This window comes from Streptomyces sp. NPDC005195, assembly GCF_040608315.1.
GTDB classification, from domain to species: domain Bacteria; phylum Actinomycetota; class Actinomycetes; order Streptomycetales; family Streptomycetaceae; genus Streptomyces; species Streptomyces kaempferi.
This window is the reverse complement of record NZ_JBEXHZ010000051.1, coordinates 1-11641: the sequence shown is the minus strand read 5'-3', so window position 1 is coordinate 11641 and position 11641 is coordinate 1. Positions and strand designations below refer to the sequence as shown.

Genomic DNA, 11641 nt, shown 5'->3' with positions numbered 1-11641 from the left:
CCGCCGCGTCTTGTGTCACGGCGTGGACGTTCCGACTCCGCGAGCCCGCGTCGCGAAGGGGTGAGTCGCGGCATCGGCTTCTTCTGGTTGCTCCCCACTGATCAAGAGATGAGCATCTGTACCAGTCGTCCACGCGTGGCTCGGGCCCCGGCTGGCCTCCCAGGGCTTCGTCGTGTTCACCATCGACACCCTCACCACCCTCGACCAACCGGACAGCCGTGGGCGGCAGTTGCTCGCCGCGCTCGACTACCTGACCCAGCGCAGTTCCGTGCGGACCAGGATCGACAGCACCCGGCTCGGTGTTATGGGCCACTCGATGGGCGGCGGCGGCACACTGGAGGCGGCGAAGAGCCGTCCGTCGCTCCAGGCCGCCATCCCGCTCACCGGCTGGAACCTGGACACCACCTGGCCGGAGATCCAGACGCGCCCACGCTGGTCGTGGGCGCCGACGGGGACACGATCGCACCGGTGGCCACGCACTCCGAGCCCTTCTACCAGAGCCTGCCGAGCAGGTTCGACAAGGCGTACCTGGAGCTGAGGGGCGCCACCCACTTCACGCCCAACAGCTCGAACACCACGATCGCGAAGTACAGCATCGCGTGGCTGAAGCGGTCATCGACAACGACACCCGCTACGAGCAGTTCCTCTGCCCGCACACCTCCTGATCCCACCCCGCACCGAACGACCGCGTACGTGGGTGACGGCCGCCGGGCACGTGCCCGGCGGCCGTCACCCACGTACGCTTACCGCCGTGGGCCGCCGGTCCTTGTGCGGGCGCACAAGCCCTACGGGCCGCGCCTGGGAGTCGCAAGGGGTTTTCCTACGAGTCGGGGCAAATGAACGCGGGGCTTCCGCGTACGCTCCCGCGTCGAGCTCTCCCGCTGGCTGGACCGCGCGGAGCAGACCACCGCACAGCCATAGACGCGGAGCAGACCACCGCACGCTCTTGGACACCGGGGGCACATCGCCCTGCGAGCGCCCCGCAAGAACGGGAGGCCTGGGCCGGAGAGCGGGAGCAGGAGGCCGGGAGGAAGGAAGAGGGCGGGAGCGAGAGGCCGGGATCCGGAGCGCCCGTGTGCCACGCGTCGCCCGGCCCGGCCGAGCCGAATCCGCGCCCGACCCCGGCATGCTTGCCGTGTGGCTGGGCAGACAGCCGTTCGAGGACGGCCCGGTGCTCCTGTGCCCCGGCCCCGGTCGACGTGCGCACGCCTGACGGAGAATCGGGCGGGTACAGAATCACCCCCAGCCGGTGCAGCGCCGCCCCTCACGTGGCTGGAGCCGGACCCGCTTCGATGGCATTACCGGAACAGGAGCACGCTCATGCGTTTCTACGCCCAGACCCCCGCGCGTCGGGGCCGTCAGGTGTTCGCCGACCTGGTCGCCGTGGCCCTCATCGCCGTCGTGGTGAAGTTCGCCCTGGCCGTCCACGACGCGATCCTGCTGCTGGCCGAGCCGGGCCGCAAGGCGGAGAGCGCGGGGGACACCCTCGCGGGCAGTCTCGGTGACGCCGGCGACGCGGCGTCGAAAGTACCGTTCGTCGGCGACTCCCTGAGAAAGCCGCTTCAGTCCGCCGCCGAGGCCGGCACAGGTCTGTCCGACGCCGGACAGTCGCTCCAGGACACCGTCGGCCATGTGGCCACCTTGACCGCGCTCGCCCTGATCATCTTCCCCGTGGCCCTGGTCCTGCTGTTGTGGCTTCCTCCGCGCCTGCTCTGGGTCCGTCGCAGTGCCACCACCCGCCGCCTCCTCGACGCCTCCGGCGGCGCCGACCTGCTCGCTCTGCGCGCCCTGACCGGGCCGCAGCGCGCTCTCGCCGCGGTCCCCGTACCGGCCGGCGGGCTGGCCGAGGCCTGGCGCCGTGGGGATCCGCACGTCATCGCCGAGCTGTCGTCCGTCGCCCTCAGGCAGACGGGCCTGCGCCCCTGACCCGCGAGGCGATGAAAAGCGGGAAGGCCGGGAAGGCCATGAAAAGGGGAAGGTCGTGAAGAGCGTCAAGGCCGCGAAGGGGGGAGGCGGCCTCACAGGTCCACCAGCCTCAACTGTGCGGGCCGGGCGGGTCCCTTGTCCGGTGAGACCCCGATCGTGGGGACCCGCCCGGGGCTCACAGCACACCTTGCTGCACGAGTGCCGAGAGCGCGAGCGCTCCCGGGATCAGGGGCAGCCACACCGTCAGGACGCGGTAGCCGACCACGGTCGCCGTGGCCACGCCCAGCGGAGCGCCGAGCGCGGCCATGGCGAACACCAGGGCGGCGTCCACGGGCCCGATGCCGCCGGGCGCCGGTACCGACCCGACCGCGGTACTGGCAGCGAGGAACGCGAACACCACCTGCGCCCAGGACAGCGGCAGCCCCAGCGAGGAGCCGACCGAGGCGACCACACACCCCTGGAACACCGGCGCCAGAGCCGCGCCGCCCCACAGGGCGAGGACGCGGCTGGGCCGGGTGTGCACCAGCCGTGCGTCGGTCAGGGCGGTACGCACGAGGGCGAGCGCCGGCCGGCGCAGCGGACGGACGACCGTCACGAGCAGGGCGGCGGCCGCGGGGCCGAGCACCACGCATCCGGTGATCAGGAGCAACGTCCCGTTGTCCGGGACGAGTTCCTCGAGCTCCAGCATTTCCGGGAAGGCCAGCACGAAGATGATGAGGACGGGGATCTTCGCCAGCGGCTTGACCAGCGAGTACAGAGCGATCGACGCGGTGCCCCGGGCGAGCGGTACGCCCTGGTTCTGCAGGAAGCGCAGGGTGACGGCGTGCGCGCCGACGCTGGCCGGGAGTACGTGGTTGGCGGCGCCGTCGGCGAACTGGGAGGCGAGTAGCAGCCCTGGGGACAGCCGGTCCGGGACGGCGCCCTGCCGTACGCACGCGGCGGTCACCCAGCCCAGGCAGGTGAAGAAGAGCGCGAGCAGCAGCCACCAGGGGTCGGCCGAGGCCAGCCGGGTGGCACCGCCCCGCATCCCCGGCCAGTCGACCGCGGCCCACGCCCCGATCAGCAGCAGCGGGACCAGGACCGCCGCCCGGTGGATGAGGCGGACGGTCGCGTTGGAGCGGACGGGAGACTCGGGGGTGGCCGAAGCCGGGGCGGGGGAGGCCAGGGCTGGGCAGGCCGGGGCAGGGAGCGGCCCGGGCGAGACGTCGAGCGGCAGCAGGGACACAGGGGGAACGTTCCCGGCCGGTGTGACGGAAGGGTGTCCGGGAATCGACGGCGCGCGGGCGCGCGAGCGTCACTGTTGTCCGGGTACCGGGTCGCCGACCGTCGATCGACGCGATGGGGCACGTGTGGCGACGGTGTCAGGGCTCAGCTTTCGGAAGCGTGTCGACGCGTATGGGGGATCTATCGGGGAGCCCGGAATCGCGTGTGATCGCTGATGCCCTCTGTTCGGTGCCGCCCACGAAACATGGGTCGGGGCACGACAGATTCCGCCCGTGAGGGCGATCGATGGCGACGCTAGGTGGTACAACCGTGCGTCCGCGAGGGTGCATTCCGCTCCCGGCGGGGGCGGGGCGGGTCGCGAGAGCTGATGGCGCGGCAGCCGCAAGAGTTCGCGTTGTCCCACTATCGATGTCTCTGAGGGGAAGCACTCATGCTTCGTCGTATCGCGATCACCTTGGCCACCGTCGTCGCAGCCGGTTTTGTCGCTGCCGTCCCGGCCGCCGCCGATGGCTGGGAGGGTGGCCAGGTAGGCGGCGGCTACGCACAGTTCGAGGGCGATCATGCGGGCGCGGAGTACCTGAACCTCGGCGGCCCGTACGGCCACGACGACCAGGGCAACAGCGTTACCCAGAGCATCACCCGCGCATTCGGGCTGAAGTAGCCAGCCCAGCCCGTCGGGAGGGGCCGCTTGCCGCGGCCCCTCCCGACGGGCACCAGACTCTTGGTAGGCAATCTCGAAACTTGATCTTCAAAGTGTGTGGTGGGGCGTGGAGACTGGGCCGTTGAACTCGCCGGCCCGGATGTGCCGGACATCGGGCAGTTGGTGTTGATCGGCGCCTTCGGCTCGGGCGAGTCGCCCCTAGATGATTGATTCCAAGGGGTAGCTGAACGGAGGCGAGGGTGCCCAGTCTCGATGTGTGACGACCGAGATAGACACCCTCGCAACCGCACTGTACGTGCGGGTCGATGACCTTTTGAAGGCCTCGCCGCATCTTGCTCCGTGGCGGCCACGGGTGGGTCTGGAGCCAAAACTCACCGATGCGGAGCTGGTCACCCTGGCCGTGATGCAGGCCCTGCTGGGCTTCGTCTCCGAGGCCCGCCGGCTGCGCTACGCCAACGCCCACCTGCGGTATCTCTTCCCGTATCTGCCCCAGCAGCCGGGCTGGAACAAGCGCCTGCGGCGTGCCGCGGAGCTGCTCAGGCAGATCGTGCGCGTGTTGGCCACCGACACCGCACTGTGGACCGACGACGTCTGGATCGTGGACTCCACACCGGTGGAGTGCGGACGCTCCCGCGAGACCGCGAAACGCTCGGACCTGGCCGGATGGGCCGAGTACGGCTACTGCGCCAGCCACTCGCGGTACTTCTGGGGCCTGCGCCTGCATCTGGTGTGCACCCTGCACGGCCTGCCCATCGCCTTCGCCCTGACCGGCGCCAAAGCTGTCGAACGTGAGGTACTGCTGGACATCTTCACCGTCGATCCGGGCCTGCTTGCCAGCCGAGCGGAGCCGACGCTGCTGGCGGACAAGAACTACTACGGCCGCGACTTCGAACGGCAACTCTCCGACCTGGGACTACGACTGCTGCGACCGGCCCGCAAGGGAGAACCCCCGCGGGCCGGTGCCGAGGTGTTCAAGCCGCTGCGCCAGCTGATCGAGTCGGTCAACCAGACCTTGAAGGCCCAGCTCGACCTCGAACGGCACGGCGGCCGCACACCCGCCGGAGTCACCATCCGCGTCCTGCAACGACTCCTCGCCCTGACCACTGCGATCTGGCACAACCACACGACCGGAGGGACGATCATCCGCTCACTGACGGCCTACGACCACTGACCTTGGAATCAATCATCTAGCCCAGACCTGGCCAGCCTCCCAGGTCCTCTCCCTCAACGTCCTGCGCGGCACCGACGGCGACTTCGCTGTCAAGTCCAGCGTGTTGAAGTGAAGCAGTCCGCCCGGCAGCTCAGCTGATGACCGGGCTGCGGCGTTCGACCAGGACCACGTCGCGCCACTGGCCGTTGTGCTGGCCTATGCGCTCACGCGTACCGATGACCCGGAACCCAGCCCGCTCGTGCACGGCCAGACAGGCCTGGTGGTCTCCCCGGCGGCTTCTGCTACGGCCTTCAGCCTTCAGCAGGCGGGCGGCCGGTTCCGTAAAACCCGGCAGGTCCGGGCCAGGTGCCGGGCGGCTGGTGTCGCGTACCAGCGGGTGCAGCCGCGCGAGGGGCAGCGCGTCCAGCCCGGTCGCGGAGTGCCAAGTCAGTTTGACACTTCCTCCGGTCGCCGGTCATCGCTGGCTGTAGCGGGGATGGCGTTGTCGATGAGCACGGCGGCTATGGCGGTGGCGGTGGGAAAAGTGTCGGCGTTGAGGACCCGGGTACGCGCCGCGGCGCCGTCGAGGAGTAGCGCGAGCTGCTCGCCGAGCTGTTCAGGGTCGGCGGCGCCGGCTTCGCGGGCGGTGTCGGCGAGCCGTGCGGCGACGGCTTTCTTGTAGTCGCGTGCGTACTGGGATGCGGGGTGTTGGGGGTCATTCAGTTCGACGGCGGCGTTGATGTAGGGGCACATGGGGGTGGTGGGGGGGATGTCGAAGACAGCGAGGAGCCGTTCGCGGGGCGTGAGGTCGGTGCGGTCGAGCACGTAGGACAGAACGGAGGGGTCGAACCGGCGCAGATACTCGGCGACGAGTTCGTCCTTGCCGCCGAAGTGCTGGTAGGCCGTTCGTTTGGATACTTCGGCCACCGCGCAGAGCTGGTCCATGCCGGTGCCGTTGATGCCCTGCTCGCGGAACAGCTGCTGGGACGCGCTGAGGATGCGTTCCCGGGCGCCCCGTCCGCGGCGTCGTCCCTTGGGGCCCTTCTCCAACTCCGTCATGGGTCCATGCTACCCGCTTGGGTAACGGTCGGTGTACATAGTTTGCGTCACAGGCTCCCGCCCTCTACGGTAAGTGCACGGGACGGTGTACTTAATTCTGTCGCCCCAGGTCCACACGGCATCACCGATACAAGGGAACGACTATGGGAAAGCTCGACGGCAAGGTTGCGGTCATCACGGGCGGTTCAACTGGCATGGCGCTGGCCGGAGCGAAGCTGTTCGTCGACGAGGGCGCCTACGTCTTCATCACCGGCCGCCGCCAGGACGCCCTGGACGAGGCCGTCAAGCAGATCGGCCGCAATGTCACCGGCGTGCAGGGCGACGCCGCCGACCTGGGCGACCTGGACCGCCTCTACGACACCGTCAAGCGGGAGAAGGGAAGCATCGACGTGCTGTGGGCCAGCGCCGGCGGCGGCGAGCCCGCCCCGCTCGGCGAGATCACCGAGGCCCAGTTCGACACCTGGTTCGGGCTCAACGCCCGCGGCACCCTGTTCACCGTCCAGAAGGCCCTCCCGCTCTTCAACGACGGCGGCTCCATCCTCATGACCGGCTCCAACGCCTCCCTCGGCGCCTTCCCTGGCTGGAGCGTCTACGCCGGCAGCAAGGCCGTCCAGCAGGCATGGGCCCGCATCTGGCTCAACGAACTCAAGGACCGCCGCATCCGCGTCAACGTCCTTACCCCCGGCCAGGTCGCCACCGCCAAGCAGGAAGAACTCTTCGACGAGGCCACCAAGCGCCAGTTCGAGTCCCTCATCCCCCGCGGCCAGATGGGCCGCCCCGACGAAATCGCCACCGCCGCCCTCTTCCTCGCCTCCGACGACTCCAGCTACGTCAACGGCATGGAACTCGTCGCCGACGGCGGCACCACCGCCATCTGAACCGACCAACTACCAGGGCAGGACATCTCATGAGCAGCATCAGCATCATCGGCACCGGGAACATGGCCCGCACCATCGGCGCGCGGGCGATAGCGGGCGGCAACACCGTAGAGGTCATGGGCCGCGATCAGTCCAAGGCCGCTGACCTGGCCAAGGTTCTCGGCGGTGGCACTACGACGGGAGAATGGGGCACCGCCCCGGCCGGGAACATCGTCATCGTGGCTTTGTTGTACGACGGTGTCGTGCCGGCCGTCCTCCAGTACGGAGACGCTCTCGCGGGCAAGGTCATCGTCGACATCAGCAACCCCTTCAATTCCACGTTCGACGGGCTGGCTCACGGCGAGGAGACCTCGATCGCACAGCAAGTCGCCAAGGCCGCCCCGGCCAGCGCCAGCGTGGTGAAGGCGTTCAACACCATCTTCCGCCACGTCCTGGAAAAGGGCCGGCCCGACGTCTTCATCGCCGGCGACGGCGTGAAGGCCAAGGCCAGTGTGGAGGCATTCATCGACAGCCTCGGGCTACGCCCGCTGGACGTCGGCGGCCTGACAATGGCGCACTGGCTGGAAGGAGCAGGCGTCGTCACGGTGGGCCTGGCCAACCACGGCGTGGGGAACTTGGACTTCGCCCTCAGCATCACCGAACTGCCCGGCTGAGGTGTCCACTGAACCGTGCTGACGATCCGCCCTTAGGGAAGACTGGAGGGCCTGGGCAAGCGGCTTAGCCCGCCCCGCCCCCGCGCGCTGGGGGTGGTGCCCGCCTGGCCGGACACCTCGGCCGCGCTCGCAAGGGCTACCCGTCATGGCGGGGAGGTGGTCGTGCGCCTCCACGTACACCGCTCCGAGCGGGTGTGAAGCGAGCAGGCGCTACGCGTTGTCGCCGACACCGGCGAGGCGCTGGTGACTGCGTGCCCGCCCGAGCGGGGGCCCACTGGCCCGCCCTGTACGCCAAGGCCCGCGCGAAAGGCGACCGTACGGTGTGCACCGAGGCATTCGATGCGATGGCAGCGTGCCGGCCCCGCCGGAACCCGGCTGGTGCGCCTTCACAGGGAGGTGGTCTGGCGCTGCTGTGCCAACGCGGTGATGCAGGAGGTCGGTCTGGGGCTTGGTGAGGGCGGTGATCTGGCGGGGCGCACCCGCTGGTCGGCGCCCGAGTGGGAGGGATACGAGCGGGTGCACCCTCCGGTCCTGCTCGTCTTCCACCAGGTCGGCAAGCGGTCCGCGAAGAAGCAGATGGCGAAGGTCGCCGGCCTCACCCGCCCCCTCGCTGGAGTTGCGTGAGCGTGCGGTACGGATGTCACCGCGGCCGGGCTGGCCGCCGCCGCGATCGACCTGGACCGTGCACCGACGACCGATGGGCGGCGGTCGACGTACGGGCCTGGAACCAGTCGCGCGAGTCGCACCCGCACCTGTGTGAGGACTGCCAGGACCGGGCCGTCGCAGCCAGGCAGCGTGCCGAAGCCGACGAACGCGGGCGCCAGGAGCAGGAGCACCTCCGCGAACAGGCAGAGGAAGAGGTCGCACCGCAGAAGGCCGGCGGTTGGCGCTTCCGCTTCCGCACCTGAGCCGTCAAGCCCGCACTGTCGGCGGTGGCTGGAAGGCTGGTCGGATGAACGCCGATGACGAGCAGCTGCTGCGAGGCCGGGTGTACGGCCACGACCACGACGACCCCAACCCCGGCCCGCTCCCGCACCAGACGTACGCCGTCCTGGTCGGCGGGCCCCTGGACGGACTGCTGCTCGACATCACCGGCTGGCGGCCGGACGCGGAACGCAGGCCTCGTGGGCCAGTGCGGAAACAGTAGGCCGGCGCAGGACTAGGGCCGGCAGATGGTGTAGCAGTTCCTTCGGGGCCCTGGCGCAACAGCGCCAGGGCCCCTCCACGCGTTGTGTACAGAGGTGCGACGACAGACACCGCATCCGGTAGCCGTCAGCACCCGCGACCTCGGCCGGGAACTTTCGAAACTCGGTCGTGCGACAGGAGCGCCGGGCCGGATGAGCAGGGGATACGAAACCGGAGTTGCGCACCGGGTCGCGGCTCGGGTGCCGCATGTGCTGTGCGGCTGTCGTGCAGTTGGGGGAGTAGACGTTCAGGCGTTCGTCCAGGCTTCGAGGAAGGCTTTGCGTCCAGCAGGGTCGTCCGACCTGCGGTCGGCGTGCAGGATGTGCCAGGCGGTGAGTTCGAGATCTCGGAGCCACAGTTCTCCGGTGACCTGTGTCTTGAGGTCGGGTAGATGGTCGGACTCGGCGAGGGCCTGGCCGATCACCTCCCCGGCTGCGACGCGTTGGGGCGGTGTCATCTCGTCGACGGCCGAGAGGATCTGTCGGGCCAGGGCGGTTCCTTCGCCTGCCAGGGATTGCAGCACCTCGGCCTTGATGTTGGCGGGGAGCAGGTAGGCGGTGCCTGAGGACCTCCACAGGTTCGACCAGAAGCGTTCGCCTGCCGCGGTGGGAGCAGGGAGCGCGGCCAGCAGCCCGAGGAGATGGCCGATGGCCGCGTAGCCGCTGGAATGGGCGGCTGCGACCACCGCGATGCCGGCGACGCGTTCCACATCGAGGGGACCGGCTTCGAGGTCAGATGCCAGGCCCAATTGGTGTTCCAACTGGTCTGCGAGGGGAGCGGACACGTGGGGGCGGACCTCAGGAAGCATCGGTAATCCTTGCGGGTAGGCGAGCGGAGATGCCCGTTCGGAAGCCCTGATCGTTCCCCACGGCCAGCGGCTGTACTCGTCTTGGCGTGGCCCAATTTGTAGCGGGCGAAAGGGGGCCGGAGTCCACACGGTGAGAGATTCCACGCCGGCTGACGTGCGCCTGGTTTTCGGGACCAGCCCCTCAAAGGCTGTCCTGTGAGGTCTCCTAGCATGAGCGCATGATTGCCAGTGATGCCCAGGAGTCCGGGGGAGGACGGGAAGCCATGTCCCGTGACGCCGCTGAGTCGCTGTTGTCTTTCCGAGCTTGAGGGCTGCGTTTTCGCTGGTCAGGCATAGGGTCGGTGCTTCGGTGAGAGGTGTGGCCTGTCTGGTTGTCGCTCGCTGGGGAGGCCGGGATGCCGTCGGTTGTCGGACTGCTGGAACAGCACGAGGTCGCTGCTCGTCGTCGCGTTGAGGGGCTGCGGGAGGAGGCCGACCGTATTCACGCCGAACTGGCCGTGGCCGAGCAGGAATGGCAGGAGTGGACGGTCGCCCGCAGGCGGGTCGATGCGGTGCTGGCTTTCGGTGGCGATAACGACCCGCATGCCTCCCAAAACTCGCGGGACGTGCCGAAGGCCAGGTCACAGGTGGTGGTGTGGCGGGAAGGGCTTGCCTGGTCGGTGCTGTCGGTGGACTATCAGCGGATCGTTCAGGTGCTCGCGGACCGTGTCCGGCTGCATCAGGGGCCGCTGACCTGCCAGGAGATGGCCGCGTTGTTCGGGATGGACGTGGTGCCGGCGAGGGTGGAGGCCTTGCGGGCGAAGGCGAAACGCCTGGCCGCCCGTGGCTGGCTGACCGAAGCTGCGCCGGGACGGTTCACGCTGGTGAAGGGTGTGACCGGGTCAGGCGGCGGGTCATGAGCAGGATCATCGACCAGTAGACGATCGCTTCCGCGCTGGTGGTGCGGCGTTCGTAGTCGCGTGCCAGCCGGCGGGTGCGCATCAGCCAGGCGTTGGTGCGCTCGACGATCCACCGTTTGGGCAGGACCACGAAGCCGCGTTGGTCGTCGCTGCGTTTGACGATCTGAAGGACCAGCGCGAAGACGGCCAGGCAGTGCCCGACGAGGCTGCCGGTGTAGCCGCCGTCGGCCCAGACCAGCTCCAGCCGGTGATGCGCTTCGGTCACCTGCTGGAGCAGTACCTGGGCGGCGGTGCGGTCACCGATGTCCGCGGCGGTGACCATCACCCCCAGCAGCAGCCCGAGCGTGTCGACCACAAGGTGCCGTTTGCGGCCGTTGATCAGCTTCCCGCCGTCGAAGCCGCGGCTGTCCGCGCCGACCACGGCGTCGGCCTTGACCGACTGGGAGTCGATCACCCCAGCGGTCGGCTCGGTGTCCCGGCCCTCTTTCTCGCGGACCCGGTCGCGCAGCCGGTCGTGGAACTCCCGGGTCAGGCCGTGGTCGCGCCAGCGGCGGAAGAACGCGTAGACCCGGTCCCACGGCGGGAAGTCGGCCGGCATGGACCGCCACTTGATTCCGTTGTCGACCAGGTAGCGGACCGCGTCCAGTATGGCCCGGTGGCAGTATGCCTCCGGCTGCCCGCCCCGGCCCCGCATCCAGCCCGGCACCGGCAGTAGCGGCCGGATCACCGACCACTCCGCGTCCGTCATGTCCGACGGATAACGCGGCTGCCGTGCGCCGTCGTTGGATGCGTTCCCGAACTCGTGTGCCAAACAGTCACACGCGAGGGTGACCGAAGTGGACTCAGCCCACGGGATGCCATAGAACTGCGTCAACAGGGCCTCCTGGAATGCTCATTGGCGTAGATACCCTTTGAGCTACCAAGAGGCCCTGCTTTTATGCACGTCAGCCGCCGCAGCCACTCGATCGGGACTCCCGCCCGACTGGAGCCCGTAAGTTCGAAGTCGCGGCCAAGGTCTGGCAGTGGCAGTCATCGCCGGAAGAGCTGAGCCCGGATCCACCGGATTGATGCCTGTGGATAGTTTCTCCGGAAACGAGGAAGTGCCTTGTGACCTGCGATGATGGGGTTTCTCTAGGACCACATCAGGCACGATCGGCAAGGCACTTCCGAGATGCAATCCTCCCATGCCGCGGCGGCG

The 11641-nt window shown here is 69.0% G+C and carries 12 protein-coding genes and 2 pseudogenes; 9 read left to right on the top strand and 5 right to left on the bottom strand.

Going from position 1 to position 11641, the window contains the following annotated elements; translation table 11 throughout:
* Positions 1-133: 133 nt before the first annotated feature.
* A pseudogene (locus tag ABZV34_RS31120) lies at positions 134-665 on the top strand (dienelactone hydrolase family protein); the annotation flags it as partial.
* A 655-nt stretch (positions 666-1320) separates the two neighbouring features.
* Positions 1321-1926 carry a hypothetical protein gene (locus ABZV34_RS31115; RefSeq protein WP_356283939.1) on the top strand — a complete coding sequence of 202 codons (606 nt, stop codon included), beginning with the start codon at positions 1321-1323 and terminating at the stop codon, positions 1924-1926.
* A 175-nt stretch (positions 1927-2101) separates the two neighbouring features.
* Here the strand turns inward: ABZV34_RS31115 and ABZV34_RS31110 are convergent, their stop codons facing one another.
* On the bottom strand, positions 2102-3151 hold the full coding sequence (locus ABZV34_RS31110) for a lysylphosphatidylglycerol synthase transmembrane domain-containing protein (RefSeq protein WP_356283936.1): 1050 nt from the start codon (positions 3149-3151) through the stop codon (positions 2102-2104).
* A 429-nt stretch (positions 3152-3580) separates the two neighbouring features.
* Here ABZV34_RS31110 and ABZV34_RS31105 point away from each other — a divergent pair, with 429 nt between their 5' ends.
* Positions 3581-3811: a hypothetical protein gene (locus tag ABZV34_RS31105; RefSeq protein WP_356283933.1), complete on the top strand. Its 231-nt coding sequence runs from the start codon at positions 3581-3583 to the stop codon at positions 3809-3811.
* A gap of 256 nt (positions 3812-4067) precedes the next feature.
* Positions 4068-4982: an IS982 family transposase gene (locus ABZV34_RS31100; protein ID WP_356283930.1), complete on the top strand. Its 915-nt coding sequence runs from the start codon at positions 4068-4070 to the stop codon at positions 4980-4982.
* A gap of 130 nt (positions 4983-5112) precedes the next feature.
* On the opposite strand, the pseudogene ABZV34_RS31095 reads toward ABZV34_RS31100, so the two are convergent.
* Together ABZV34_RS31095 and ABZV34_RS31090 are read right to left on the bottom strand one after the other, a co-directional pair.
* Positions 5113-5247, bottom strand: a pseudogene (locus tag ABZV34_RS31095) (N-acetyltransferase); the annotation flags it as partial.
* Positions 5248-5408: 161 nt separating this feature from the next.
* Entirely contained in the window at positions 5409-6020 is a 612-nt protein-coding gene (locus tag ABZV34_RS31090) for a TetR/AcrR family transcriptional regulator (protein ID WP_356283927.1), read from the bottom strand.
* Between the two features lie 143 nt (positions 6021-6163).
* Here ABZV34_RS31090 and ABZV34_RS31085 point away from each other — a divergent pair, with 143 nt between their 5' ends.
* The 4 genes from ABZV34_RS31085 to ABZV34_RS31070 all read left to right on the top strand — a co-directional run bounded on the left by ABZV34_RS31085 (position 6164) and on the right by ABZV34_RS31070 (position 8698).
* Complete coding sequence (locus ABZV34_RS31085) at positions 6164-6898, top strand: SDR family oxidoreductase (protein WP_356283925.1); 735 nt, start codon at positions 6164-6166, stop codon at positions 6896-6898.
* Between the two features lie 29 nt (positions 6899-6927).
* A complete protein-coding gene (locus ABZV34_RS31080; protein ID WP_356283922.1) occupies positions 6928-7551 on the top strand; it encodes an NAD(P)-binding domain-containing protein in 624 nt (207 codons plus the stop codon).
* Positions 7552-7929: 378 nt separating this feature from the next.
* Positions 7930-8175: a hypothetical protein gene (locus ABZV34_RS31075; protein ID WP_356283919.1), complete on the top strand. Its 246-nt coding sequence runs from the start codon at positions 7930-7932 to the stop codon at positions 8173-8175.
* A 328-nt stretch (positions 8176-8503) separates the two neighbouring features.
* On the top strand, positions 8504-8698 hold the full coding sequence (locus ABZV34_RS31070; RefSeq protein WP_356283985.1) for a hypothetical protein: 195 nt from the start codon (positions 8504-8506) through the stop codon (positions 8696-8698).
* 285 nt (positions 8699-8983) lie between these two features.
* Here the strand turns inward: ABZV34_RS31070 and ABZV34_RS31065 are convergent, their stop codons facing one another.
* Positions 8984-9544 carry a hypothetical protein gene (locus tag ABZV34_RS31065; protein ID WP_356283916.1) on the bottom strand — a complete coding sequence of 187 codons (561 nt, stop codon included), beginning with the start codon at positions 9542-9544 and terminating at the stop codon, positions 8984-8986.
* Positions 9545-9939: 395 nt separating this feature from the next.
* Between ABZV34_RS31065 and ABZV34_RS31060 the strand changes: the two genes are divergently transcribed.
* The gene (locus tag ABZV34_RS31060) at positions 9940-10443 is read left to right on the top strand and encodes a hypothetical protein (RefSeq protein ID WP_356283913.1); all 504 of its coding nucleotides are present in this window, start codon (positions 9940-9942) and stop codon (positions 10441-10443) included.
* Here the strand turns inward: ABZV34_RS31060 and ABZV34_RS31055 are convergent.
* Positions 10400-11191, bottom strand: a complete 792-nt coding sequence (locus ABZV34_RS31055) for an IS5 family transposase (protein WP_356283911.1) — start codon at positions 11189-11191, stop codon at positions 10400-10402. The two genes, ABZV34_RS31060 and ABZV34_RS31055, sit on opposite strands and share 44 nt — an antisense overlap.
* Positions 11192-11641: the final 450 nt, after the last annotated feature.

Coding starts and splice junctions, on each gene's coding strand:
- ABZV34_RS31115 (WP_356283939.1), top strand. CDS start 1,321: ATGCGTTTCTACGCCCAGACCCCCGCGCGTCGGGGCCGTCAGGTGTTC.
- ABZV34_RS31105 (WP_356283933.1), top strand. CDS start 3,581: ATGCTTCGTCGTATCGCGATCACCTTGGCCACCGTCGTCGCAGCCGGT.
- ABZV34_RS31090 (WP_356283927.1), bottom strand. CDS start 6,020: ATGACGGAGTTGGAGAAGGGCCCCAAGGGACGACGCCGCGGACGGGGC.
- ABZV34_RS31085 (WP_356283925.1), top strand. CDS start 6,164: ATGGGAAAGCTCGACGGCAAGGTTGCGGTCATCACGGGCGGTTCAACT.
- ABZV34_RS31080 (WP_356283922.1), top strand. CDS start 6,928: ATGAGCAGCATCAGCATCATCGGCACCGGGAACATGGCCCGCACCATC.
- ABZV34_RS31070 (WP_356283985.1), top strand. CDS start 8,504: ATGAACGCCGATGACGAGCAGCTGCTGCGAGGCCGGGTGTACGGCCAC.
- ABZV34_RS31065 (WP_356283916.1), bottom strand. CDS start 9,544: ATGCTTCCTGAGGTCCGCCCCCACGTGTCCGCTCCCCTCGCAGACCAG.
- ABZV34_RS31060 (WP_356283913.1), top strand. CDS start 9,940: ATGCCGTCGGTTGTCGGACTGCTGGAACAGCACGAGGTCGCTGCTCGT.
- ABZV34_RS31055 (WP_356283911.1), bottom strand. CDS start 11,191: ATGACGGACGCGGAGTGGTCGGTGATCCGGCCGCTACTGCCGGTGCCG.